This is a genomic window from Enterococcus sp. GC34, assembly GCF_040886645.1.
In the GTDB taxonomy this organism is placed as follows: Bacteria; Bacillota; Bacilli; order Lactobacillales; family Enterococcaceae; genus Enterococcus; species Enterococcus faecalis.
The window spans coordinates 117,340-142,221 of record NZ_JBFOEF010000008.1; the positions used below are offsets into that span (position 1 = coordinate 117,340).

At 38.3% G+C, this 24,882-nt stretch carries 24 protein-coding genes; 10 read left to right on the top strand and 14 right to left on the bottom strand.

Annotated features, from left to right (window positions below; translation table 11 throughout):
* Positions 1–100 precede the first annotated feature (100 nt).
* Positions 101–1,837 (bottom strand): septation ring formation regulator EzrA, encoded by a 1,737-nt coding sequence (gene ezrA / locus AB3I72_RS09765; protein WP_002375789.1) that lies wholly within the window; start codon positions 1,835–1,837, stop codon positions 101–103.
* 185 nt (positions 1,838–2,022) lie between these two features.
* Positions 2,023–2,709: an HAD family phosphatase gene (locus AB3I72_RS09770; RefSeq protein WP_002355232.1), complete on the bottom strand. Its 687-nt coding sequence runs from the start codon at positions 2,707–2,709 to the stop codon at positions 2,023–2,025.
* A 186-nt stretch (positions 2,710–2,895) separates the two neighbouring features.
* On the opposite strand from AB3I72_RS09770, the gene AB3I72_RS09775 reads away from it, so the two are divergent.
* Positions 2,896–4,248, top strand: coding sequence for an aspartate kinase (locus tag AB3I72_RS09775; protein WP_002385384.1), 1,353 nt, complete (start codon positions 2,896–2,898; stop codon positions 4,246–4,248).
* Between the two features lie 22 nt (positions 4,249–4,270).
* Here AB3I72_RS09775 and AB3I72_RS09780 read toward each other — a convergent pair whose 3' ends face one another.
* Genes AB3I72_RS09780 through AB3I72_RS09790 form a run of 3 tightly spaced genes read right to left on the bottom strand, consistent with a single transcriptional unit; the run spans position 4,271 to position 6,442 of the window.
* The gene (locus AB3I72_RS09780) at positions 4,271–4,807 is read right to left on the bottom strand and encodes a haloacid dehalogenase (RefSeq protein WP_002355230.1); all 537 of its coding nucleotides are present in this window, start codon (positions 4,805–4,807) and stop codon (positions 4,271–4,273) included.
* Positions 4,808–4,823: 16 nt separating this feature from the next.
* Positions 4,824–5,657 carry a DUF72 domain-containing protein gene (locus AB3I72_RS09785; protein WP_002358361.1) on the bottom strand — a complete coding sequence of 278 codons (834 nt, stop codon included), beginning with the start codon at positions 5,655–5,657 and terminating at the stop codon, positions 4,824–4,826.
* Between the two features lie 50 nt (positions 5,658–5,707).
* Complete coding sequence (locus AB3I72_RS09790; RefSeq protein ID WP_061100702.1) at positions 5,708–6,442, bottom strand: acyl-ACP thioesterase domain-containing protein; 735 nt, start codon at positions 6,440–6,442, stop codon at positions 5,708–5,710.
* A 275-nt stretch (positions 6,443–6,717) separates the two neighbouring features.
* Between AB3I72_RS09790 and AB3I72_RS09795 the strand changes: the two genes are divergently transcribed.
* Positions 6,718–7,302 carry a lytic polysaccharide monooxygenase gene (locus tag AB3I72_RS09795; RefSeq protein WP_002355225.1) on the top strand — a complete coding sequence of 195 codons (585 nt, stop codon included), beginning with the start codon at positions 6,718–6,720 and terminating at the stop codon, positions 7,300–7,302.
* Between the two features lie 42 nt (positions 7,303–7,344).
* Positions 7,345–8,391, top strand: a complete 1,047-nt coding sequence (locus AB3I72_RS09800) for a chitinase (RefSeq protein ID WP_002383898.1) — start codon at positions 7,345–7,347, stop codon at positions 8,389–8,391.
* Between the two features lie 95 nt (positions 8,392–8,486).
* Here the strand turns inward: AB3I72_RS09800 and AB3I72_RS09805 are convergent, their stop codons facing one another.
* Positions 8,487–8,798, bottom strand: coding sequence for a multidrug efflux SMR transporter (locus AB3I72_RS09805; protein ID WP_002361148.1), 312 nt, complete (start codon positions 8,796–8,798; stop codon positions 8,487–8,489).
* Complete coding sequence (locus AB3I72_RS09810) at positions 8,795–9,151, bottom strand: multidrug efflux SMR transporter (protein ID WP_002386054.1); 357 nt, start codon at positions 9,149–9,151, stop codon at positions 8,795–8,797. Before AB3I72_RS09810 ends, AB3I72_RS09805 begins: the two co-directional genes overlap by 4 nt.
* 265 nt (positions 9,152–9,416) lie before the next feature.
* Here AB3I72_RS09810 and AB3I72_RS09815 point away from each other — a divergent pair, with 265 nt between their 5' ends.
* Both AB3I72_RS09815 and AB3I72_RS09820 read left to right on the top strand, forming a co-directional pair.
* A complete protein-coding gene (locus AB3I72_RS09815; RefSeq protein ID WP_368023884.1) occupies positions 9,417–10,391 on the top strand; it encodes a ring-cleaving dioxygenase in 975 nt (324 codons plus the stop codon).
* 21 nt (positions 10,392–10,412) lie between these two features.
* Positions 10,413–11,033, top strand: coding sequence for a flavin reductase family protein (locus AB3I72_RS09820; protein ID WP_002383902.1), 621 nt, complete (start codon positions 10,413–10,415; stop codon positions 11,031–11,033).
* Between the two features lie 44 nt (positions 11,034–11,077).
* On the opposite strand, the gene AB3I72_RS09825 is transcribed toward AB3I72_RS09820, so the two are convergent.
* Entirely contained in the window at positions 11,078–12,406 is a 1,329-nt protein-coding gene (locus AB3I72_RS09825) for an aminopeptidase C (protein WP_368023885.1), read from the bottom strand.
* Positions 12,407–12,555: 149 nt separating this feature from the next.
* Here AB3I72_RS09825 and AB3I72_RS09830 point away from each other — a divergent pair, with 149 nt between their 5' ends.
* Both AB3I72_RS09830 and AB3I72_RS09835 read left to right on the top strand, forming a co-directional pair.
* Positions 12,556–12,945 (top strand): GntR family transcriptional regulator, encoded by a 390-nt coding sequence (locus tag AB3I72_RS09830; RefSeq protein WP_002358356.1) that lies wholly within the window; start codon positions 12,556–12,558, stop codon positions 12,943–12,945.
* Positions 12,945–14,315, top strand: coding sequence for a DUF5808 domain-containing protein (locus AB3I72_RS09835; protein WP_002408661.1), 1,371 nt, complete (start codon positions 12,945–12,947; stop codon positions 14,313–14,315). The genes AB3I72_RS09830 and AB3I72_RS09835 overlap by 1 nt, the downstream gene beginning before the upstream one ends.
* 44 nt (positions 14,316–14,359) lie before the next feature.
* On the opposite strand, the gene AB3I72_RS09840 is transcribed toward AB3I72_RS09835, so the two are convergent.
* From AB3I72_RS09840 to AB3I72_RS09865, 6 genes are all read right to left on the bottom strand, one after another.
* The gene (locus AB3I72_RS09840; RefSeq protein ID WP_368023886.1) at positions 14,360–14,566 is read right to left on the bottom strand and encodes a heavy-metal-associated domain-containing protein; all 207 of its coding nucleotides are present in this window, start codon (positions 14,564–14,566) and stop codon (positions 14,360–14,362) included.
* Positions 14,567–14,587: 21 nt separating this feature from the next.
* A complete protein-coding gene (locus AB3I72_RS09845) occupies positions 14,588–17,074 on the bottom strand; it encodes a heavy metal translocating P-type ATPase (RefSeq protein WP_368023887.1) in 2,487 nt (828 codons plus the stop codon).
* A 15-nt stretch (positions 17,075–17,089) separates the two neighbouring features.
* A complete protein-coding gene (locus AB3I72_RS09850) occupies positions 17,090–17,530 on the bottom strand; it encodes a CopY/TcrY family copper transport repressor (protein ID WP_002358353.1) in 441 nt (146 codons plus the stop codon).
* 128 nt (positions 17,531–17,658) lie between these two features.
* Positions 17,659–18,822: a cation:proton antiporter gene (locus AB3I72_RS09855; protein ID WP_002355211.1), complete on the bottom strand. Its 1,164-nt coding sequence runs from the start codon at positions 18,820–18,822 to the stop codon at positions 17,659–17,661.
* Between the two features lie 20 nt (positions 18,823–18,842).
* Positions 18,843–20,228, bottom strand: a complete 1,386-nt coding sequence (locus AB3I72_RS09860) for a TrkH family potassium uptake protein (protein ID WP_029679736.1) — start codon at positions 20,226–20,228, stop codon at positions 18,843–18,845.
* 113 nt (positions 20,229–20,341) lie between these two features.
* Positions 20,342–20,884 (bottom strand): dihydrofolate reductase family protein, encoded by a 543-nt coding sequence (locus AB3I72_RS09865; RefSeq protein ID WP_002355209.1) that lies wholly within the window; start codon positions 20,882–20,884, stop codon positions 20,342–20,344.
* Positions 20,885–21,130: 246 nt separating this feature from the next.
* Here AB3I72_RS09865 and genR point away from each other — a divergent pair, with 246 nt between their 5' ends.
* From genR to genA, 3 genes are all read left to right on the top strand, one after another.
* Complete coding sequence (gene genR, locus AB3I72_RS09870) at positions 21,131–21,892, top strand: transcriptional regulator GenR (protein ID WP_002362941.1); 762 nt, start codon at positions 21,131–21,133, stop codon at positions 21,890–21,892.
* Between the two features lie 173 nt (positions 21,893–22,065).
* Positions 22,066–23,400 (top strand): PTS sugar transporter subunit IIC, encoded by a 1,335-nt coding sequence (gene genB, locus AB3I72_RS09875; protein ID WP_368023888.1) that lies wholly within the window; start codon positions 22,066–22,068, stop codon positions 23,398–23,400.
* A gap of 26 nt (positions 23,401–23,426) precedes the next feature.
* Entirely contained in the window at positions 23,427–24,857 is a 1,431-nt protein-coding gene (genA, locus tag AB3I72_RS09880) for a 6-phospho-beta-glucosidase GenA (protein WP_010816274.1), read from the top strand.
* Positions 24,858–24,882: the final 25 nt, after the last annotated feature.

Here is a 24,882-nt window from a genome sequence, read left to right on the forward strand (position 1 = left end):
TTTCCCATTATATACTTTCTAAAGTATCACTTCAAGTCACCCCCACGCCATAAAAACAGAGGCTTGTCTGTCGACAAACCTCTGTTTAGTGATTGTTTAATTAAATTGCTGTTAGATTAGGGTTATTGATATTTTTAAAATAAAAATCTTCGATTCGTTTGAACGCCCCTGGCTCAACAGCTTCCAATGCTGTTCCAATTTCATCTAATGCATCTTGATAACGGAATTCTGTCGAGAATAAATACATGCTTTTATCTAAAGCCGTTCGGATGTTCTCGTGAGTATGACGATAGCGGTTTGCATATTGCATCATTTGTTCTGTCAGAGCTGCTGCATTGACTAAATCTTTTGTTTTCTTATCTAATAACTCTAAATCATCTTCGCATAAGTCACACAAACGATTGATTTCATCCATGTTAATGCGCATTTTATTTAAGGCTCGGCTTAAATCTTCAATTCGATCCGTTGCCACATAGAAAAATTCTAAGTAATCAGCAGACAAACCTGGTAATCGTTGCTTTTCAACATACCGTTTGATACTCCGTAAACGGAATTCGTATTCGTCGACTTTTTCTTGGGCGACTTTTTCGCCTTTTCTTAGTTCTTTCAATGAAGCATCAATTTCTAATTGTTGATTTTCAATATCATCTAAAATCTTATAGCATTCTTTATAGAACGCTTGAATTTCAGAGTAAGGAACGGTATGTTCTTTCATTCGAGGTTCCAAGTCTTTTTGACGGCGAATAATTTCTTCAATTTCCGTTTGGAAACCACGACTACGTCCTAGCTCGTTGTTATTTAAGGTGTAGCTTTGTGATACATGGTCCAATTCAATCATTAATTGACGGTTATTTTTTAAGGAATGAGAAATATAATCGTCAATAATTTTTTGATTGGTCACGACATATTTCTTCGCTTCAATCTCACGTTCCATCACTTCATATAATGCATCAATCGCCGTTGCTGTGTCGCGATTTGCGACCTCTACTGCGGCAATCTCTGTTTTCTCTAAATCAGCCATTGAATTCTCGACACGTTTTTTCGCATGTTGAATTTCTTCAGCAAAGTTTTGTTCAGGGAACACGTAATCGTCAGCTAATAATTGGTTGTAGCCTTCTTCGATTTCTTTTAATTGATCTGGGAAAGTTTCATTTAATTCTTCATACATTGGTGGAATCCGTTTCATTAAGTCTTCCAATTCATACGTATGACGTTCCGCATCTTCTAGGACTTCTCGAGCCTCGATTGGGTCCCCCGATGTATTTAGTGTGACAAATTGTGTGAATTCAATTTCGACGTTTCTTAATTGTTTTTGGATTTCGGAGTATGCTGGACCAAAGCTAGCTTTATCATCTTTTAGTGATTTACTTAATTCTTCATAGACATCCAAAGCTTTTTGAACTTCTAATGAATTGCGCTCTTCACTTTCACGTAATTCTTTCAAGCCATTACGAATGACTTCCACTTCGGCTTCCATTTCGGTCATCGTTTCATTCGCTTCCACGACTGCTTTCTTCGCTTTCATGAAACGGAAAATTTCATTTTGATTTTCGACTTCATAAATTTGACTCTCTAGTTCGGCGAAAGAACGCGTTGATAGTTCTACCCAACGTTGATTCCATTCACGGAAACTATTTTGACTCTGTCCAACTAGATGCATTTTTTTAATGTCATCGATTTCTTCAAAGACTGGCAAGTCAAACAGGGCTTCTTTACGAACTTCTAATTCATCTAATTGTTCTTGATTTTTTTTGCGCATAAAATAACCAATTAAGTATAGCACCGCAGCAATAATAACGATTACTAGTACTAAAATGATAATCCAATTATTCTTCATTTTGGCTCCTCCGATAATTTTTCTATAATAAAAGAAAGGTTGTTTGTTCTCTTCACACGGTTATCTATTGTTCCTGACCCTTGAAAAAGGGCATTCTTGCAGAAATACCTATAGAAAATTATAGCACAAACTGTATATTCATTCACTAGTTATAACAAATTTTTTTAAGAAAACCCGCGATCTTCTTACGAAGGGGTTGATTCACTGCTTTCATCGATCCGATTTTCACTAATTTTTTTACAAATATCACTTAGTTGTGTTAAGAAGGCATCCGCTTGACTTTGATCCATCCCAAAGTGTTCATCACGCATAGCCCAAACTTCTAGCCCAGCTTCTTTGGCAGAAGCAATGCCTTTTTCTGAATCTTCAATGGCTATACATTCCTGTGGCGCAACAGCTAATTCTTGTAACGTGTGCAGATAAATATCCGGCGCCGGTTTACTTTCTTCGAAATCTTCCCCACTCACGACCGCATCAAAATAACTACTTAATTGCCCCACTGTCAAAACCTCTTCTATTGCGTCTTTTGTGGAAGAAGAAGCTAATCCGATTTTATAGCCTTGTCTTTTTAAAAATTGTAAAACACGTTTCGCATTTTCATCAAGCACAGCTAAATAATCTATCGGATGCGCTTTTTTATAGGCTATGTATTGTTCATTTAAAAAAGCAATATCTAGCTCTTTTTTGTTGACTTGTTCAATCTTTTGCCATAATGAACGCATATCCGCACCGACTAATTCCGGCAAGGTTAGGCCCTCAATGGTCAAATCAAATTCCGCTAAAAATGCTTTACGTCGCTCATAATAATAAGCTTCGCTATCTACTAGGACACCGTCCATATCAAAAATAATGGCAGTTTTGGATTCTGTCATACTATTTAACTCCTTCGTTACGACTCATATCTTTACAGTTTAACAAAATTTTAAGAAAAAATGAAGAACAAATATTTTCATGATTTCCTAACTTTCTGAAAATAAGTGGTTGCTTTTCTAAATGTTTTTCGGTATCCTTTTACTAATCTACAAATGAGAAAATAATTAAAAACAGGAGTGATAAACGTGAACGTAGTTAAATTCGGCGGTAGCTCGCTAGCATCAGCACCACAGTTACAGAAAGTCTTACAAATCGTCAAGGAAGAGCCGCGCCGAACGTTTGTCGTTGTATCCGCTCCTGGAAAGCGAACCCCGCAAGATATTAAAGTGACTGATTTATTGATTCAATACTATCAGCGCTACTTAAATAATGAGGAAATTGAATCGACAATCTCTGCCATCATTCGTCGTTATGAAGATCTTTTTGATGAATTACACTTGGATAAAGCAGTTTTAGCTGATATTGCTATTTCGATTCGCCAATTAGCCACTTTACCAAAAGAAAACAATGCTTTTTTATTTGACTATTTTTTAGCTAGCGGCGAGGACAATAATGCAAAAGTTGTTGCCAGTTTTTTCAATCAGAATGGCTTAGATGCTCGCTACATTAGTCCAAAAGAATTAGGTCTCCTAGTGACACCTGAGCCAGGCAATGCCCGCATTTTACCAAAAGCTTTAGAGAAAATTAGTGCCTATCGTGAGACTCAACAAATCTTGGTTATTCCAGGTTTCTTTGGTTATACAGAAGCCGGCGAAATTTGTACTTTTTCTCGTGGCGGTTCCGATATCACAGGGTCCATTGTTGCCGCAGGTGTTCAAGCAGATTTGTATGAAAACTTTACCGATGTGGACGGAATTTATGTCGCCCATCCTGGAATTATTGAACAGCCTCAAACGATTCAAGAATTGACCTACAGAGAAATGCGGGAGTTAGCTTATGCAGGATTTGCCGTCCTCCACGATGAAGCCTTAATGCCTGCCTATCGCGCAAATATTCCAGTCGTTATCAAAAATACTAACAACCCACATCATCCTGGCACCCTAATTACTACTTCTCGCAAAGTGAAGCATGCCCCTGTTGTAGGAATTGCTAGTGATCAAGGGTTTGCAAGTATTTACATTAGTAAGTATTTAATGAATAGAGAGTTAGGTTTTGGGCGACGGCTTTTAGAAGTACTAGAAAAATTAGCCTTAAGCTATGAGCATATGCCCTCAGGAATTGATGACATCACGATTGTTTTAAGAGAAGACCAGTTAACAACTGAAATTGAAAATCGACTGATGGCCCAACTCCAAGAAGTTTTAGCGCCTGATGAGTTACGCATCACGCATCACCTTTCCATGATTATGATTGTCGGGGAAGGCATGCGCCAACGAATTGGGGTTACTGCTGAAAGTACAATGGCGTTAGCCAAAGAAAAAATCAACTTAGAAATGATTAACCAAGGATCTTCGGAAGTAAGTATTATGTTTGGTATCAAGAAAGAACAAGAGGAAAAAGCCATCAAAGCCTTATATCGGACGTTCTTCCATGATTAATGAAAAAGACGAATGAGTTTTCTCATTCGTCTTTTTCATTGGTCTCAGTAATTTTCAATTGGCGTTGAATTTCCGCTTTAATTTTAGCTTCTGGCGCAAAATCTTGTTCCCAATTTTCAGGTTTTAATACTTTATTTGTTTCCGGATCATAATGTGGCTGCCCATCTGGAAATAATTTTCCCATATTGGCTTGATGAACGATTTCAATAATTTTTGTTGGATTGACGCCCATTAAGCAAAACGAACCATAAGTAAAATACAATAAATCGACTAGTGCGTCCACTTCCTCCACTAAAGGATCAGATACTGGTTTGCCTTTCGCCAAGACTTTCTGCTCTGCTTTATCGACAGATTTTTTTAATCCGTTGACCAATTGTTGAAAAAGTACTTGGTCATTATCAGCAGCACTATATAAAAATTCCACAAGTTCTTCGACTTTAAACTCTGCTCGTCGACTAGCTAACTCTGGCGAAAAAGCAGTTGGTTGCTCTGGTTGTTGTGGATTAAAAACCTCGTGGAAGGCACAAGCCATTTCATAAGGGGATTGCTTTTCAGACATTCAGCTACCTTCTTTCTCAAAATAAATCTAATTGTTTTGGATTCAAATCATCGTAACTCAAATTCAAGACTTTTTGCATCTGTAGAGCGTTTTCTGCGGCATCGCCGCCAGAATTATTATTAAAAATCACGCCCACTTCTTTAGCTTCTTGCGACATTTTTAAAACAGCTTCGCTTAAATCAGCGATTTCCTGCGTATTATAATGATAGAGGGTTCTTTTTTTACGCCACTCTGCATCATTGGCTAACCAGCCAGCCGCATTACGTCCGTGAAACCGGAAGAGCACGAGATTAGGATTCGTTACATACGGATAAAAGGGCACTGGATTCGTAGGAATCTGCGGTTCATCTACAATCACAAGTGAAAATTGATTTTCTTTCATAAATTGCAACATTTGTTTTACAAAGTTTGGTTGATACCATGAATTATTTCGTAATTCAATGGCGATGGGTAGGTCTTTAAACCAGTGACGAATTTTTTGCAAGTAAGCGACATTTTCTTTCGTACAACCAAATGTTCCTGAAAATTGTACCAGAAAGGCGAATAATTTTTTACTTTCAATTAATGGGGCCATACTTTCTAAAAAAGCAGTGATCATTTCTTCTTCACTTGCATAGTAGGTCTGCCACTCACCTTGACAACTGATTCCACTATAAACTTTCATGACAAAGCGAAAGTTTTCGGGAACTGCTTTGACCCATTCAGCTACTCGTTCTTTGGGAGGAATCCCGTAATACGCCGTGTCCATTTCAACTAGCGGTAAATGACTGGCATATTCATAAAGCGTGGCCCGTTTTTTTCCAGTTAAATAGTCGTGTTCACTAAAAGATGTTAATCCTAAGCGAATCATGTCCTTCCTCCTCTGCGTAACTTTTTATTTTTCTAAACCGTCATCTCAACTTAGTTGGTCCAATCGATATTCGCTTCACAATAGGTTTGACCATCAATCCGAATCTCATGGCGCGTTTTCAAGTGATTTTCTTGTTCGACAATTTCGTAATGACTTTCGACTTCTTGGCCATATTCTACTTCTTTGTCAAATTTCACAAGAATTTTTTTCGGTTGATGCGTTGTTAAAAAGTCATACCCTAACACATCCAATAACCAATTAAAGTAAATCGCATTATTAACATGTTGATTGCCATCAATATCAAAGAAACGCACACGATAAGGTAAAAAGTTCCCCTCTGTGACTTTTTCAATTTTTTCATGGCGATAAATTTTAGTGATTTTTTCAGAATCAAAAGGTGCAATAATTTCTGGTAGCACACTACTGATTTTCCGATTTTTTTGATCCATTAAGACAAAGGTTGATTTCACAAAGACACATTCATTGCCTTCTTCATCATGAACCCAAAAGTTACGATAACAAAAATATTTGTTATAACTCATAGCTTGCGTTGTAATTGCTACTTTTTCACCAACTTTTGGTAAGCGGTGAATCTCTATTTCATAGTTGGTGATGACCCAGCCTAGGCCAAATTGGGCGACATAAGCTGCATCTCTTCCTAGTAATTCTGTTTGTTCTTCTGATACTTTAATGACAACCGCTAACAAAGCCGGTATCTTCATTGCACCAGTAAAATCGCCGTCATAGTAGGCAACTTCATAAGAGGATGTATGTTTTTTTCCCACGAAATAATCTCCTTTTTTCCAATGACTACTTTCGTGTCATTGTTTCTTCTTAAAAGTATACCACGTGATTTCTTCAATTGCGATTCCGAATGAAAAATTAACAAAACTTTGAAAAACACTATTATTTATATTATTTAAAAACATTCTTAATATTACTTAAAAAATATTGTTTTATTTTTAAAAATAACATTTCTTATTATTTGTATCCGAAAGATTATTATGTTATATTCCTATCTGTAAGCGCATACAAAATAATTTTTTAGGAGGTTTTTTTCGTGAAAAAGAGTTTATTAACAATCGTCCTGGCTTTTAGTTTTGTTTTAGGTGGCGCTGCATTGGCCCCTACTGTTTCGGAGGCTCATGGTTACGTAGCAAGTCCTGGAAGTCGTGCTTTCTTTGGTAGTTCTGCTGGTGGTAACTTAAATACAAATGTTGGTCGTGCACAATGGGAACCTCAAAGTATCGAAGCGCCCAAAAATACGTTTATTACTGGTAAATTAGCCAGTGCAGGTGTCTCAGGTTTTGAACCTTTGGATGAACAAACAGCTACTCGTTGGCACAAAACAAACATTACCACAGGTCCCCTTGACATCACTTGGAACTTAACTGCCCAACATAGAACTGCTTCTTGGGATTACTATATTACTAAAAATGGCTGGAATCCCAATCAACCATTAGACATTAAAAACTTCGACAAAATTGCTTCAATTGACGGCAAACAAGAAGTTCCTAATAAAGTTGTTAAACAAACAATTAATATTCCGACAGACCGCAAAGGTTATCATGTCATTTACGCTGTTTGGGGCATTGGTGATACGGTGAACGCCTTTTACCAAGCGATTGATGTGAACATTCAGTAAAAACACTCACATCTTAAACTAAATTAAAGGAGTTCTCAAAAAATGAAGTTAAAAAAAATAATTCCTGCTTTTCTCCTTCTTTCAACCGTAGCAGTTGGCTTGTGGTTAACGCCTACTCAAGCTTCTGCAGATGCTGCGGATACGATGGTAGATATCTCTGGTAAAAAAGTGTTGGTTGGATATTGGCATAACTGGGCCTCAAAAGGACGCGATGGTTACAAACAAGGAACATCAGCATCACTGAACCTTTCAGAAGTAAATCAAGCCTACAATGTCGTACCGGTTTCCTTCATGAAAAGCGATGGTCTGACACGGATTCCTACGTTCAAGCCTTATAACCAAACGGACACTGCCTTCCGACAAGAAGTCGCACAATTAAATAGTCAAGGTCGCGCAGTTTTATTGGCACTTGGTGGAGCAGATGCACATATTCAATTAGTCAAAGGCGATGAACAAGCCTTTGCGAATGAAATCATTCGTCAAGTGGAAACATACGGCTTTGATGGTTTAGACATCGATTTAGAGCAATTGGCGATTACTGCTGGCGACAACCAAACCGTTATCCCTGCTGCGTTGAAAATAGTCAAAGACCATTATCGAGCACAAGGAAAAAATTTCATCATTACGATGGCACCAGAATTCCCTTATTTAAAACCTGGTGCCGCTTATGAAACATACATTACTTCCCTAAATGGTTATTATGATTACATTGCCCCACAATTATATAACCAAGGCGGCGACGGTGTCTGGGTTGATGAAATTATGACTTGGGTTGCTCAAAGCAACGATGCTCTAAAATACGAGTTCCTCTATTATATGTCTGATTCATTAATCCATGGCACGCGCGGCTATCTACAGATACCAAACGATAAATTAGTCCTTGGTTTACCAGCAAATCGGGATGCTGCTGGTAGCGGCTATGTCGTTGAGGCTACCCCTGTAGCCAAAACTTTTGATCAGTTAGCAAAAGACGGTAATCCTATCCGTGGCTTAATGACTTGGTCTGCAAATTGGGACGTTGGTCAAGATGTCAACGGCAAGTCCTACAACAATGAATTTGCGACACGTTATAGTAACCTCGTAAAATAAAAGCTATTTTGAGACAGAACAACGCATTTGGTTCTGTCTCTTTTTAAATTTTACTCACCTGTCTTTCAATAATCCAAACAATGTTCTCTCACTTTCTAACCAATTAATTTTAAACCAATCACAGAAACAATGATTAAAAAAATAAAAAATATCCGGCGTGGGTCTTTTGATTCACCTAAGAGCATTCCTAAAATAGCGCCTCCTGCTGTACCAATTCCTGTCCAAACTGCATAAGAAACGCCCATCGGTAATTGTCTCATCCCTAAATATAAGAATAAGAAACTACCACTAAACGCTAGAATTAAAATTAACAATGAACGTAAGTCTTTTTTTGTTGTAAATAATTTAATTGAACCTACGCCAAAGATTTCAAAACAGCCTGCAATAACTAAGTATAACCAACTCATCTTGTTTCCTCCTCTTTATTTCCAGTTACCATTTTTAAGCCAATTACACCTATTAATAACAGCAACAGAAAAAGAACTTTTCCTATGCCCAATGGTGTGTGGAATAAAAAATGATCTGTTACAATAGTTCCAGCACTACCTAAGCCGACAAATACAGCATAGGCTGTGCCGACTGGCAATTCCTCTCCTGCTTTAATCAGCGCATAAAAACTGATAAAGATTGCGATTACTGTCCCTAAAATCTCCCACCATGTTGTGCTATGCTTCATGCCAATGACCCAAATCACTTCACAAAAAGCGCCAAAAATAACTTTTAACCAAGCTTTACTCATCTTGTTTTCCTTCCCTTCCAAACAAAAAAAGTGCCAACAAACAGTTCAGCTATGGCCTAAGAACTGTTCATTAACACTTTAGTCGCAAGCATCCGGCGATGTTTACGAAAGTTTATGTATTAAAATATCTCAGGTTATTATATTCTTATTTTTAAAAAAAATCAACTAAAAAATAATAGTTCGAATTCGAGACATTTCTTTTGCATTTTTAGGACTAATCACTTAAACTTACTTTTAGTAAGTTAGTTAATTAAAAAATTATTTTTCTTTTAGGAGGATTTTTATTATGAATACACAAATTTTAGGTTTACACCACGTCACTGCCATGACTTCAAGTGCTGAAAAAATTTATCACTTTTTCACCGATATTTTAGGTCTACGTTTAATTAAGAAGACTGTTAACCAAGACGATATTGAAACATATCATTTATTTTTTGCTGATGATGCCGGCTCTCCCGGAACAGACATGACTTTCTTTGACTTCCCAGGCTTACCTAAAGGAACCAAAGGAACGAATACAATTTCTCGTACTTCCTTCCGTGTAAAAGATGATGTTGCTTTGGATTACTGGGTATCACGCTTTAATGAATATGCAATTGATCATGGAGAAATTCAAGAACGTTTTGGTAAAAAGTATTTAGAATTTGAAGACTTTGACAATCAACGTTACCAACTTATTTCTGATGAAAAGAACCAAGGTGTTGCAGCTGGCACGCCTTGGAAAAAATCTAACGTCCCTAGTGAACATGCTTTAATCGGCTTAGGACCAGCCTTTGTAACTGTCGAAAATTACGAACATCTGCAACTAGTTTTAACTGAAGTTTTAGGGTTCAAATTGATTGATGCTGAAGGTAGTTTCCATTTATTTGAAGTTGGCGAAGGTGGGAATGGTGCCAGCATTATCGTAGAGCATCGGGAAGATTTGCCAGCGGCTCAAGAAGGCTACGGCAATGTCCATCACTTAGCCTTGCGCGTTGCCGATGAGGAAGCACTACGTTTCTGGATTGAAAAAATTAATCGTTTGGAATTTCCTAATTCTGGCTTTGTGGAACGTTTTTACTTTAAATCTGAATATTTCTTGGCAGCAACACATGTTTTATTTGAACTGGCAACCGATGGTCCTGGATTTTTAGAGGATGAAACCTATGAACACGCTGGCGAAAAATTATCATTACCGCCATTTTTAGAACCAAAACGGGCAGGGATTGAAGAATTTGTGCGTCCTTTCGATACTTCAGATGCGAATGTTCAAAGAAATTAGTATTTTTTCTAGGAGGTTCCTATGATTCATTACAATAGTAACGAGTTATCTGCAAAAACAGCGTATAAATTTTTATCAGGAAGTATTATTCCTCGGCCAATCGCTTGGGTTACAACACAAGATACAGCTACAGGTGTCGTCAACGCTGCTCCCTTTAGTTTCTTTAATGCGGCGGCAGCTGAAATTCCTTTAGCAACGTTGTCCATTTTACGACCAGACAAAGAGCCTAAAGATACGGCACGAAACATCTTGGCTACTAAAGAACTTGTCATCCATTTCGTTAACGAAGACGTTCTTACTCAAATGAATCAGACTTCGGCGTCTTTAGCAGCAGAGATCAGTGAAATTGACACATTTGGTATTGAAACCATTGCCAGCCAGACTGTTACTGTTCCAGCAATCAAAGCCGCGCCGATTCGGATGGAAGCTCGCTTACATCAATATGTACCTATTGCTAACCATGAAGGTCAAATTATTACGGATTTATTCATTGTAGAAATTACCGATTTCTATTTTGATTCAGCCGTTTTCGATGAAGAACATCAGTACATTTTACCTGAAAAACTCCAACCGATTGCTCGTTTAGCAGGCAATGATTATACAACATTGGGCGAAATCCGTGAAGTTCGCCGCCCAACGTAAAAAGAAGGCCCCCGCCATGACGGCGGGGGCCTTCTTTTTCTGTTTTATGCTAATGCTCCCATTGGATCCCAAGGTGCCAAAACAGTTGGCGCTTGTTCCCAAGCTTTTTTCTGTTCGTCAGTTAATAAATCTTTGTGCACAACGATTTGATAAGTGTATTCGTCCATCCACGCATCGCTCATAACGAAGAAGCCATTTTCACCGACTTTTTCACCCCAGCTATTTTCCACTTTCCATTTTGTTGTTTGGCCATCCACGATATCAACACCTGTTAAAACCATGGCGTGTGTCATTAAGCTTTCACCAAAGTCTAAACGTTCTGCTTTAGTCATCGTAAAATTAATATCAAAAAGATCGTTCATATCGTAAACGTCTAATGCCATAATTCCTGTGTCACGTGTTGAAGATTGTCCGACATCACAACCAAACCAAACAGATTCGCCTTGTTCCAATTGTGCAGCAGCTAATTTTTTGAAAGCAGCCATTTCTACATTTAAATATTTAACTTCTTTGCCGCCGACAACATTCCCTAACATTTCAACAGTGTATGTTTTGTTGAAGGGTTTATCTTCTGTAGGAGCATTAATAATACTTACATAATCATGTAAATTAACGCCAACGTATTTTTCAAAGAATGTTTGCGGTGTTAGATTTTGATCCAAATGATAATTTTTTTCTTCGTCACGGTATTCAAAATCAAAGGTTTCTGGCGGCGTTCCTAAAGAGATTGCTAAGAAATTATAAATTTCTTGTAACATTGCTTCTTTGTTTTTTTGGACTTCTTCAGCAGAAGCGCCTTTTTCAATTAAACTACGTAAAATTGTTGCATCTTTGCGTAATTTTTTATTTAAATAGTTGTTTAAATCACGTGAATTGGAACTGTTGCTGCTTTCAGGCATTGCCGTTTTAGGCACTACGCCATATTTATCAAAAATTGAAACGATCATATCCCATTGCCCACCATCTTGTTGTGGTGTAGCTAATAAAAAGGCCACTTTACGACTAGTCAACGGTTGATCGGCTGTTGCAATAATATTTTCATAGAAATAGTTTGATTTTTCATATTTATCCCAGAAAAATGTATAGTTTTGTGATAATTCAAAATCTTTTAATTGAAACGCATTTAACATTCTATGTCTAAATGTATTTAATGCCGCAAACATCCAGCAGCGACCGCTTTGTTTTTGATTGGCCACTTTTCCAGTAGCTAAGTCGACTGAAAAGACGGGTACGTTATTCACGGCTCCTTGTACAGATTCACCTGAAGCGCTGATACCATTTTTTACTACACTACGTTGTAAGGCATTTTGTTTATTATTGTTCAAGAAATCTTGATGGAATTTCTCTGTTAATTTTGGTTCAATTGCTGTCATATTTTCATCGTCCTTTCATTTTACGTTCTTCTTCATTATATGCTTCTCTTTAAACAGAAACAACCATTTACTCTAAATTCCTTGCTTTCCAACTCTTTTTGTATTAGTATATATAATACAGATAGCACAAATAAGACAGGAGTGATTCGATGCTTTTAGAAATAGATGAACAAAGCGAACAGCCCATCTATCAGCAACTCATTGATCAAATCATTGTAGGCATTGCCAAAGGTGAACTGGTTCCCAATGAAAGTTTGCCTTCTATCCGACAATTGGCGGACGAAATCGGGGTCAATATGATGACTGTTTCAAAAGCTTATAATAAGTTAAAGCAATCAGGTTATATTGTGACTGACCGTCGTAACGGCACCAAAATTGCCGCAAAGTTACCTGCTACCGCTGTTTGGCAACAGCAATTGCATGAGCGTTTAGAACTTCTGTTGGCTGAAAGTTTTTTACATCAGCAATCCGAAGCAGAAATCCAAGCACTTATTCAGAAAATTTATCAAAATTTTGATTCGAAAGGGCGTGCATTATAATGGCGGTATTCTTTTATTTCATCCTAGTTTCTGTCGCTTTTTTTATGGCATTTACTATGGGGATTTATGCAAATCCTCACAAAAATATTATTTTGGAAAATACTTTACCAGAAGATAAACTACAAGATCCCAGCGTTCAAGCAATCCGAAAACGTTATAAAAAACGCTTGGTTCAACTAGCAGCCGTTTTTAGTGTTCTTAGTTTACCTTTGTTATTTATTCCTTATGATTCGATTTTATTGTTCCTTTTTCTGTTACTTTTATTTAGTTTTATTGGCAGTGGCTACTATCTGCAAATTGTTTATATTCGCAAAATGGCCGCTTTAAAAATGCAAAACGGCTGGTTGCTACCTAAGCGTCCTCTCTTAATCGACACGCAATTAGTTTTAAATAAAAACCAGAAACTTATTTCATTTTGGTGGTTTTTACCTGCGATTATTCTTACTTTTGCTGGGGGCTTTTATTCCTTGCAAACGGCGATTGGTTCCTGGATTCTTTTCTTAATTACTGTTTTGATGTTAAGTTTGTTCATTGGCGGTTATTATTTTATTGCGCGCTTACCTGTCAAACCGCTAACTAGTGACTCAAAAATTAATCAGCAAATCAATGATTTATTTCGGCATCATTGGTCTGTTTTAATGGTTTTATCCGCCTTAGTTTTTGCACCGCTAACCATTTTACCAACTTTCACAATTGTCATTGATTATACGGTTGCGATGGCTCTTACTTTTTGTTATTTTATTCTTTTGTTTGTTTATGTAGGCTTTCTCTTCTACTACCTATTTTCAATGCGCAAAAAACAAGATCAATTCGTTTTACAGGCTGGTGATTATCGCTATGGGGATGACGATCAATATTGGCGGTATGGGATTTATATCAATCCAAAGGACCCCAAAATCATGGTTCCTGATCGCATTGGTATGAATTTATCTATTAACCTAGGACGGCCTGCTGGGAAAATTATTCTAGCCGCTACTGGTATTTTAACGATTGCGGTGCTGTTCTTTGCCACAGTGCCAATGTTTATAAATGATTTTTCTAGTCATGCCTTTCAAGCAACTATTGAAAAGAAACAAATTGAGTTATCTGCCCCATTAGCAAAAACGAGGTCAATTCCTTTTAACCAAATCACTGCTGTTTCTTTGATTGATGACTTACCTCAAGAACGCATCCGCACAATGGGTGCTGCGACAGATAGTTACTTAACAGGAGAATTTAAAGTCGCTGGAAAACCTGCTTATTTACTAATTTATACAAAAAGTCATCCGATTCTGAAAATAGAAACGCGGGAGAAAGTTTATTATTATACTGCGCGTGAGGGTCAAGAAACAACTAAGATTTATCAGGAAATCAAAGCAAAACTTCCATAACAAAAAAACAGGGTCTACTCATGATGGTAGGCCCTGTTTTTTTGTTATTCGCTGACAACCTTGAATTTTGTATCTGCCAACGTGGTATTCAGTTCATCCTGGCTTACTTCACGATCTGCTGTCACAACGGCTGTTTGATCTGCCAAGTGAACCGCAACATTCGTTACGTCGTCAATTCCACTAAATTTTTCAGTGACCGCTTGAACACAGCCATCACATTTCATCCCATCAATTTTTACTGTTTTTTCCATTTCACTTCATCCTTTTCAATTTTATTTTTGACTTCCACTAGTTCTTTTCACCGTCGAAGGTTTAAATCCTTTTAAGCGTAAGGCGTTTAGTAAGACAGAGACTGAACTAAAACTCATAGCTGCTGCTGCAATCATCGGACTTAACAAAGGTCCACCAAATAAGTGTAACACACCCATAGCCACTGGAATACCTAATGTATTATAGGCAAATGCCCAGAAAAGATTTTCTTTGATGTTTTTGATGGTCGCTTTACTTAATTCAACTGCTGTAGGCACATCCATTAAATCACTACGCATTAGCACAATGTCGGCCGATTCCATTGCAACATCTGTGCCTGAACCAATAGCAATCCCCACATCTGCTTGGGCAAGTGCTGGTGCATCATTAATACCGTCACCCACCATCGCAACTTTTTTGCCTTCTGCTTGTAGTTTTTTCACTTCTAACGCTTTATCTTCTGGTAAAACTTCACTTAAGACACGATCGATACCTACTTGTTTCGCAATCGCCTCTGCAGTACGCTTGTTGTCTCCCGTAATCATCACGGCTTCGATCCCCATTTTATGCAAACGTGCAATGGCTGTTTGACTGCTATCCTTCACAGTATCTGCTACCGCAATGATACCCGCAAACGAACCATCTTTTGCCACAAACATTGGGGTTTTCCCTTCTTCTGCCAAACGATCCGCTTGTTGAACAAACGTTGATAGCTCAATGCCTTCTTCTTTCATTAATTTTATATTGCCCAAAAGTAGGACTCGTTCGTTGACTGTCACACGGATGCCGTGACCTGGAATCGCTGAAAAATCGCTTCCTTCTGCTAATGGCAATTGACGTTCTTTAGCCGCTCCCACAATTGCTTCACCTAGGGGGTGTTCTGATCCTTGTTCTGCAGAAGCTGCTAATGTTAGTAACTCAGCTTCTGAAAGTGCTGAATCAGCAACTAAAATATCCGTAACCACCGGTTTGCCTTCTGTAATAGTTCCTGTTTTATCAAACACGATTGTTTGAATTTTGTGAGTGGTTTCTAAAGCATCCCCACTTTTAATTAAAACGCCATTTTCAGCGCCCTTACCTGTCCCCACCATAATCGCAGTCGGCGTTGCCAAGCCGAGCGCACAAGGACAAGCAATCACTAACACAGAAATGGTAATTGTCAAAGCGAAAATCCATGACTCTTGTCCTAAAAAGAACCAAGCCAAGCCAGAAAGAACAGCCAAACCAATAACGATTGGGACAAAAACACCCGAAATTTTATCAGCTAATTGTGCAATCGGTGCTTTTGAGCCTTGCGCATCTTCCACTAATTGAATGATTTGGGCAAGGGCCGTCTCTTTTCCCACTTTTGTTGCCTTGAATTGAAAGCTGCCATTTTTATTGATGCTAGCACCAATTACTGCATCACCGACTTTCTTTTCAACAGGCAAACTTTCGCCCGTTAACATGGCTTCATCCACAGAACTACTGCCTGAAACAATCACTCCATCAACAGGGATTTTATCTCCTGGGCGAACAATCACAATGTCATCCAACTGAACAGCATCAACTGGCACTTCAATTTCTGCGCCATCACGTAAAATATGGGCAGTTTTCGGTGCTAAACCCATTAATTTTTTTATCGCATCTGAGGTTTTCCCTTTTGAAACAGCTTCGAAATATTTTCCTAATGTAATTAAAGTTAAAATAACACCCGCTGATTCATAATAAAGAGCCATTGTAAAACTTGTGTCTCCTAAGAATATCATGACTGTACCATATAAACTATACACAAAAGCAGCACTGGTTCCTAAAGCTACCAAAGAAAACATATTCGGATGCCCTTTAAATAACGCTTTAAAACCAACTGTGAAAAATTCTCTGCCGACATATAGGACGGGTAACGTCAAAATCAATTGAACCATTGCAAAGGCCGTCGCATGTGTCATTGGATTCAACAAATCCGGCAATGGTAAGCCTACCATGTGTCCCATCGCAATATAAAGAAGTGGCACTGTAAACACCGCTGAGATCCAAAAACGTTGCCACATCTCAGCAATATGTTTTTGTTTCTTTTCACGATCTTGGTCCGCTGTTGCACCGGCAGCGACTTCTTCTGTCGCCTGATAACCTGCATCCGTAACTGCTTTGATAATTTCAGCACTCGTTACTTGATGGTCGTCATAACTAACCACCAGTTTTTCCGTGGCTAAATTAACAATCGCTTGTTGAACACCAGATAATTGGTTCACAGCTTTTTCAATCGTTTGGGCACAGGAAGCACAACTCATTCCTTCAATCGCAAACGTTCGTTGCTGGGTTGGGCTAATCGCCTTGTAGCCAGCATCTGACACAGCTTCCTTAATTTCTTCTTCTGTGACTTCCGTCTGATCATACGTGACACTTAATTTTTCCGTAGCTAAATTGACACTTGCCTTTGCCATCCCAGGTAACTTCGCCGTAGCCTTTTCAATCGTTTGGGCACAGGAAGCACAGCTCATCCCTTCAATATCAAACGTTTTACTTTCCATTTTTTTCACTCCTTTTTAAATTAAATGACATTGGCATTGACCAGGAATACAGTTGCAAGGGACGGATTCAACCGCCGTCTTGCGCTTCTCTTTCAAGAGTTCCTCTAATCGATCCAAATCGTCATAACTCAACTGACTCTCTGTTAAAATTGTTTCTACCACGGAACCAACTTTACGGCTGCACACCTTGGCTAAAAGTTCGTCTGCCACCGTTTCAACGCTCCGACGTTCTTCTACTAGCGGATAATAAATATATTTATTGCCTGCTTTCTCCGTTCCAACTAACCCTTTATCTGTTAAACGACTTAGTAACGTCTTGACGGTCGTTGATTTCCATTCTTTCTTCTCATTTAAAAGTGTATGCACTTCACGACTCGTGGTCTTGCCTTGGGTCCAAATAACCCGCATGACTTCCCACTCTGCATCTGTAATTGTCGCTAATTTATCTTTTGCCATACTCGTTAAATTCCTCCTTCATCAATAAAAAAAGAGTTCAAGGTTATTGACTACAAACGTAGTCGTTTATCTTGAACTCATCATATAGCTATTTTATTTTTTTGTCAACAACTTCTGCTCATCTTTTTTTATTGCAACGCAGATTCTTGTTTTTTAACAAAGTATTTCAATAAGAACGGTGCAACTAAGGTCGTTAAGATAATTACCACAATCATGCTCGTATAATACGCTTCTGAAAGTAATTTAGATTGGTAGCCAATTTGCGCAATGATTAATGCCATTTCCCCACGCGAAACCATCCCAGCACCGACCATTAAAGAACTTGTATTGGAGAAACCAACCATTTTCGCTCCCCAGGCGCCGCCCAGTAATTTCGTTAAAATCGCCATAATCGTCATTACCAAAATAAAAGGTAAATCCTTTCCTAACGTGTTAAATGTCACTGATAAGCCAATGCTGGCAAAGAAGACGGGAATAAACACGGCATAGCCAATAGCTTCAATATTGAAATCAATTTCTGTTTTTGCATCCGTTTGTCCCACAGCAATCCCTGCAAAAAAGGCACCTACGACAGAACTTAAACCAACTAAATCAGCCAAATAAGCCATGCCCAAACAGATAATCAATGACATGATAATAACAGACGACCCAATGTTCATTTTTTGACTTAAACGTAGTAAATAGGGAGCAATAAAGCGGACCAAAAAGAAAATCCCAATAAAGAATAAGCCTTGTTCAATTAACTTAACAATAAAGCTGACTTCTGTATTGCCGCCTGTACTTGCACCAATCATGCCGACAGCGACGCTTAAAATAATCACGACCACGATATCGTCAACGACAGAAGCTCCAAGAATCGTTGCACCTTCTTTACTACTTAAAACATTCAACTCTCTTAATACTTCTACTGAAATGCTGACCGACGTTGCTGCTAAAACTAACCCAAGGAAAAAAGCTTCTTTCCAAGAAAAAGCAAACAGCTGACCAATCAACATAGTAAAACCAACCGGTAAAACGATGCCCAAAATAGCAACCATGACACTAGGTTTCGCATATTTTTTCAATAATTCCAATTCACATTCCATTCCAGCAATAAACATCAACATAATGACACCAATTTCTGAAAAGTCATGCACAAACACATCTTGATGCACAATATTTAACATCGCTGGACCTAACACAATCCCTACTAGCAATTGCCCAATTACCGCAGGAATTCCTACTCTTTTACAAGCAACACCTGCTAAAGTCGTTGTAATTAAAATCAAACATAAAATACCTAAAAATTCCATTCTATTTCCCTCTTTCTCTATTAACCAATCATCACTGATTCTTTTGGATATTGAACTTTCGACTGACTTTCCAAGCCTTTCTTAATTAATGACAATAACACCGTGTACACACCCACACGACCGACGAACATTAGAAAAATAATCACCAGTTTACCAAAAACAGTTAAATCTGGTGTTAACCCCATTGTTAAACCAACCGTTCCAAATGCAGAAACCACTTCAAAAACGATATACTCAATCCCGTTTTTTAAAGGTAATGTTTCTGTAAACGAGAGAATAACCGAAGCAGTTACACATAAAAAAGTTGCCAAGAAGAACAAAGTAAACGCTTGAAGCACTACTCGCTCAGGAATTGTGCGTTCATGGAATTCCACTCGCTGTTTCCCTTTAAAAATTGCACGAAATTGTAAAAATAACACACCAAACGTAGTGGTTTTCAAGCCGCCAGCGGTTGATCCTGAAGTGCCACCAATAAACATCCACAAAATCGTGACAATCAGGCCTGGATTACTCATTTTCAAATAATCAACTGAATAAAAGCCAGCCGTTCTTGGTGTAACCGACAAGAACCAACTGTTGACAAGACGCTGCCAAAAAGACATGTCAGCTGGAAAATGGCGATATTCCGAAATGTAAAAAATAACGGTCCCTAAGACTAAAAAGGTGGCGGTCACCGTTAAAGCAAGGCGTGTATGAATACTAACACGGTGCTTAATTTTATTTTTATAACCTTTAATCATTGCAAAAATATCGCGCCACACAATAAATCCTAAGCCACCAGCTATAATTAAAAAGCTAATGACTAGTAAAAGATAAGGCGAATTTTGATAAGGAACCATACTATCCCCTAGCAAATCAAAGCCAGCATTACAAAATGCCGAAACGGCATGGAAGAGACTAAAAAACAACCCTTTTTTCCACCCAAATGTTGGCACAAATTGAAAGGACAACAAGAAGGCTCCAAGTAATTGAATAATGGCCGCAAACTTCATAATATATTTCATTAAACGAAAAACTCCGGAAACTTCACTAACATTTAAAGCTTCTTGATACAACATCCGTACACTTAGTGACGCTTTTTTCCGCAGCAAACTAAAGAAAATCGTGGCAACGGTTAAAAAGCCTAAGCCGCCTAATTCAATCAAAATCATAATAATAACTTGCCCGATAGGACTCCAATGTTCCGCCGTATTCAAAGGCGAAAGCCCTGTAACACAGACGGCGGAAGTTGCCACGAAAAAAGCATCAATCCATTGCGTTTTTTGTCCAGCTTGTGCAGAAAAAGGCATCATTAATAAGATTGTGCCTACAACAATTAATAAAAAAAAGCCTAAGACAATTGTTTGAACAGGTGAAATATACAACCTTTTTTTGATCTGATGTTTCATTTTTTTCTCCTCTACCATTTCTTTGTCAATCAAAAACAACACAAACGGCTAGACAACTGTTGCTTTGTTCCTCTCGCCCTATGAGAAACTCAAAACCTTGAAAGCAACTTGCCCAACCGAATAATTATTTTTTAATTTTTGTTTTCACGTTGATAAATCGAATAAACCAACTCATTTTTTTGATAAACCTGTTTTAAACGAACTGGAATTGATTGAGCCATTGTCTCGTATAGAGCAATGCCCTCACCCAGAAACAGTGGTATTGTCGTCAAAATGAAGGTATCAATTAAATCAGCTGCCAAAAGCGGTTGAACCACTTTCGGGCCTCCAACAATCCAAATTCCCGCGCCGTCTTCTTCTTTGAGACGACGAATTAATGTGACGGGATCTTCCTTTGTAAAAGTTCTTGAAGCAGTTGATGGTTCTGGATGAGAGGTAATGATATAAGAATGCTTGTCTTCATAAAAATACACATCTGGGGACAATTCTTGTGTCACTTGATCATAAGTAGTCCGCCCCATTACCACAGTGTCTATTTTTTCATACATTTCATCGTAACTACGATCTTCTTCATCGCCACGAATATTCTCTTCTAACCAAGCAACACCGCCCGCTTTGTCCGCAATGAAACCATCAATACTCGCTGCAATAAATAAAATTACTTCCCGTGCCACATCAACGCCTCCTTTTCTCTTCTTATCTATTTTAGCTTGTTTTCACAAAAAACTCTAGGGGTGCGCATTGTTATTTTTAAAAGAAAAAAGAGAAAAACTAGGATAATTGGGCTACTTTTTGTAAAATAGGAAATAAGAAACTTTTTATTGAGTTATTTTACATTTTTTTCAAGAAAAATAAGAATTGGTTTATTTGATTTACACAAAAAAATAACATATTCAGTTTTTATATAAAGGAGGATTACTTTGTTTGATTTAGAGAAGGTTCAGACCTTGAATGAATTAGAAATGCTCGTTTACCATTATGTATTGGAACATCTGCACCAAATCCCTCAACAGACCATTCGCCAACTGGCTACTTCCTGTCATGTCTCCACCTCAACGATTCTACGATTTTGTAACAAAATGGGCTATGCTGGTTTTTCCGAATTAAAATATGCAGTGAAAGAAGAAGCAAAACAAACACAAACATTTGAAAATTTTTATGATGCCACGGTTCACGTCGATGCTTTTTTGAAAAAATTAAACCAAGAAACCTATTACGAAATGCTTCGTCCAGCAATTCAAATGATTGTTCAAGCACGTCACGTTGCCTTTACTGGCATTGGTACCAGCGGAATTTTAGGTAGTTATGGCAGTCGTTATTTTGCCAACTTAAATATCAATTCTTACAGTATTGCTGACCCCTTTACGCCTATCCCCAAGCGCGGATTTGAAAATACATTAGCCTTGATTCTGTCTGTATCTGGGGAAACCAATGAAATGATTAAACAAATGACCGACTTTAAAACAGCTGGCGCCAAAGTGCTAAGCATTACCAACAATCAACATTCAACTATTGCCCGCTTGGCTGACTACAACATCTCCTATTATATGCCCGACGAACGTTCTCCATTTGCAGATAAATCAGTCAATACAACCACTCAAATCCCTGTCATTGCTTTAATTGAACTCCTAGCTCATCAAGCAAGTCAACTTTTAAAGGAACTAGATGAAACACCTTCCTAGTTGTTTTTCACAAAAGCTCATGCTGTCTAAAACAGCATGAGCTTTTGTGTTTTTTTTCTTGGTACATGTTTCTCATTCAGGCAAAAGTCTATTTTTTCTTCAAATAAGCTTATATAGTAAATATGTAAACGGATACATTTGCATTTATATTATTCTTCAAAGGAGAGATTTTTATGAACGAATGGATTAACGAGAAATTATTACCTCCAGTACTAAAATTCGTCAATACCAAAGCAATTACTGCCTTACGGAACGGGATGCTTTACACGATGCCTTTTACCATTGTTGGTTCCGTGTTTCTTCTATTAGCGAATTTCCCAGTTACAGCTATTTCTGAATGGGTTAACGCAAGTGGCCTGGCCGTTTATTTCAATCAAGCATATGGTGCATCTTTTGCGATTATGTCGTTATTTGCGGTCATCGGTATTGCCTACTCGTATGTAAAAAGCGAGGGATTTGAAGGCCTCCCAGCGGGTATGATTGCCATGGTGGTTTTCATTTTGTTTATGTCATCTGAAGTCAAAGATGCGGTTTCTGGCGCAGTAGTTGGCAATGTCATCAACAAAGATTGGACAGCTGGCAAAGGGATGATTACAGCTATTATTGTTGGTTGGTTAGTCGGCGTTGTATATAGTTGGTTTTTACGTCATGATATTCGTATCAAATTACCAGAAGCTGTACCAGAAAATGTGGCCAATTCCTTTACTGCGTTAATTCCTGCCAGCGTCATTGTAACTGGTGCAATGCTAATTTTCATTCTTCTAGATAAAGTCTTCAATACGACATTCTTTGACTTTATTTACGAAGTGCTACAATCACCACTTCAAGGAGTCACAGATTCACTAGGTGGCGCATTACTATTAGGTTTTGTCATTCCGCTCTTTTGGTTTTTTGGTGTTCACGGGTCAACAATCGTTGGCGGTATCATGGGCCCTATTTTACAAGCAAACTCTTTAGAAAACACCGAAATTTTGAAATCTGGAAAAGACTTAACACTGGCTAATGGTGGCCATATTGTTACACAACAATTTTTAGATCAATTTTTAACGGTCACTGGTGCGGGCATGACAATCGGGTTAGTCGTGTTCATGGTTTTCTTTGCCAAATCAGCGCAGTTTAAGCAATTAGGTCGGCTTTCAATTGGGCCAGCTGTTTTCAATATTAACGAGCCAATTGTCTTTGCTACACCTATCGTGATGAACCCAATCATGGCTGTGCCATTCATTATCACACCGATTGTTTCTTCTGTTGTGACATATTTTGCCTTGTACACAGGACTGGTTCCTCTCTTTACTGCGGTACAAGTTCCCTGGACTACTCCTCCAATCATTTCTGGACTTTTAGTTGGTGGTTGGCAAGCAGCGTTGCTTCAAGTAGTGGTACTAACGATGAGTTTCTTTATCTATTTACCGTTTGCTAAAAAAATGGATGCACTTAATTACGCAGAAGAAACCAATCAACCGATTACTGAAGAAACCCTTGAAAAAGTCGAAGCACAAAACGTATAAAAATTTGAACAAAGGACTGAAACGATATGTCAATTTTGAAAAATGATTTTCTTTGGGGCGGCGCTGTCGCTGCTCATCAATTAGAAGGAGGCTGGGACCAAGGCGGTAAAGGGGTGAGCGTGGCGGATGTAATGACTGCTGGTGCACATGGCGTCCCTCGTAAAATTACCGCAGGCGTTTTACCGGATGAACACTATCCTAACCATGAAGCGATTGATTTTTACCATCGCTATCAAGAAGATATTCAACTATTCAAAGAACTCGGTTTAAATTGTTTCCGAACCTCTATTGCTTGGACACGAATTTTTCCTAACGGAGATGAAGAAACGCCCAATGAAGAAGGTCTTCGTTTTTATGATGCACTTTTTGACGAGTGTTTGAAAAATGGCATTGAGCCAGTCGTGACACTGTCTCACTTTGAAATGCCTTATCATTTAGTCACAAAATATGGCGGATTTCGCAATCGCCAGGTCATTGATTTTTTTGTCAAATTTGCTGAAGTCTGTTTCACTCGTTACCAGAAAAAAGTCAAATATTGGATGACCTTTAACGAAATTAACAACCAAGCCAATTATGAAGAAGATTTTGCACCTTTTACTAACTCTGGTATTGCTTACCAGGAAGGAGAAGACCGCGAAGCAATTATGTATCAGGCTGCTCATTATGAACTAGTCGCTAGCGCACGTGCAGTGAAAATTGGCCACGCTATCAATCCCGACTTCCAAATTGGCTGTATGATTGCGATGGTGCCTATTTATCCTTATTCTTGTAATCCTGAGGATATGATGATGAGTGTTAGCGCAATGAAAAAACGTTATTGGTTTACCGATGTTCATGTCCGCGGTCATTATCCAAGTGCAATTCAATGCTATTTGAAACGAAAAAACATTTCATTAGATGTCACAGAAGAAGATTTAACTGATTTGGCTAATGGCTGTGTTGATTATATTGGCTTTAGCTATTACATGTCGTTTGCTGTGAAAGGTGCAGAAAAGGCCCCTACTTTTGACTACAATGAAGCAAAAGACTTGGTGCGAAATCCTTATGTAGCAACATCTGATTGGGGTTGGCAAATCGATCCTATGGGCTTACGCTATGCAATGAATTGGTTCAATGATCGGTATGAATTACCACTCTTTATTGTTGAAAATGGCTTTGGTGCTATTGATGAGCTAGAACCAGACGGAACGATTAACGACACTTACCGAATCGCTTATTTACGTGAACATATTGAGATGATGAAAGAAGCCGTTGCGTATGACGGCATTGATTTGATGGGCTACACACCTTGGGGATTCATCGATTTAGTGAGTGCTAGTACAGGCGAAATGAAGAAACGGTATGGCTTCATTTATGTAGATAAGGACAACGATGGTCACGGAACGTTGGAACGGCGAAAGAAAAAATCGTTTGCTTGGTATCAACAAGTGATTGCTACGAATGGAGAAGAATTATAAACAAAAGGCCTTCGTCTAAAGACGA

What these genes read in the sequence shown, in the direction of transcription:
- ezrA (WP_002375789.1), bottom strand. Translation starts at nt 1,837, where the DNA reads ATGAAGAATAATTGGATTATCATTTTAGTACTAGTAATCGTTATTATT.
- AB3I72_RS09770 (WP_002355232.1), bottom strand. Translation starts at nt 2,709, where the DNA reads ATGACAGAATCCAAAACTGCCATTATTTTTGATATGGACGGTGTCCTA.
- AB3I72_RS09780 (WP_002355230.1), bottom strand. Translation starts at nt 4,807, where the DNA reads ATGTCTGAAAAGCAATCCCCTTATGAAATGGCTTGTGCCTTCCACGAG.
- AB3I72_RS09785 (WP_002358361.1), bottom strand. Translation starts at nt 5,657, where the DNA reads ATGATTCGCTTAGGATTAACATCTTTTAGTGAACACGACTATTTAACT.
- AB3I72_RS09800 (WP_002383898.1), top strand. Translation starts at nt 7,345, where the DNA reads ATGAAGTTAAAAAAAATAATTCCTGCTTTTCTCCTTCTTTCAACCGTA.
- AB3I72_RS09805 (WP_002361148.1), bottom strand. Translation starts at nt 8,798, where the DNA reads ATGAGTTGGTTATACTTAGTTATTGCAGGCTGTTTTGAAATCTTTGGC.
- AB3I72_RS09815 (WP_368023884.1), top strand. Translation starts at nt 9,417, where the DNA reads ATGAATACACAAATTTTAGGTTTACACCACGTCACTGCCATGACTTCA.
- AB3I72_RS09820 (WP_002383902.1), top strand. Translation starts at nt 10,413, where the DNA reads ATGATTCATTACAATAGTAACGAGTTATCTGCAAAAACAGCGTATAAA.
- AB3I72_RS09825 (WP_368023885.1), bottom strand. Translation starts at nt 12,406, where the DNA reads ATGACAGCAATTGAACCAAAATTAACAGAGAAATTCCATCAAGATTTC.
- AB3I72_RS09830 (WP_002358356.1), top strand. Translation starts at nt 12,556, where the DNA reads ATGCTTTTAGAAATAGATGAACAAAGCGAACAGCCCATCTATCAGCAA.
- AB3I72_RS09835 (WP_002408661.1), top strand. Translation starts at nt 12,945, where the DNA reads ATGGCGGTATTCTTTTATTTCATCCTAGTTTCTGTCGCTTTTTTTATG.
- AB3I72_RS09840 (WP_368023886.1), bottom strand. Translation starts at nt 14,566, where the DNA reads ATGGAAAAAACAGTAAAAATTGATGGGATGAAATGTGATGGCTGTGTT.
- AB3I72_RS09845 (WP_368023887.1), bottom strand. Translation starts at nt 17,074, where the DNA reads ATGGAAAGTAAAACGTTTGATATTGAAGGGATGAGCTGTGCTTCCTGT.
- AB3I72_RS09850 (WP_002358353.1), bottom strand. Translation starts at nt 17,530, where the DNA reads ATGGCAAAAGATAAATTAGCGACAATTACAGATGCAGAGTGGGAAGTC.
- AB3I72_RS09855 (WP_002355211.1), bottom strand. Translation starts at nt 18,822, where the DNA reads ATGGAATTTTTAGGTATTTTATGTTTGATTTTAATTACAACGACTTTA.
- AB3I72_RS09860 (WP_029679736.1), bottom strand. Translation starts at nt 20,228, where the DNA reads ATGGTAGAGGAGAAAAAAATGAAACATCAGATCAAAAAAAGGTTGTAT.
- genB (WP_368023888.1), top strand. Translation starts at nt 22,066, where the DNA reads ATGAACGAATGGATTAACGAGAAATTATTACCTCCAGTACTAAAATTC.
- genA (WP_010816274.1), top strand. Translation starts at nt 23,427, where the DNA reads ATGTCAATTTTGAAAAATGATTTTCTTTGGGGCGGCGCTGTCGCTGCT.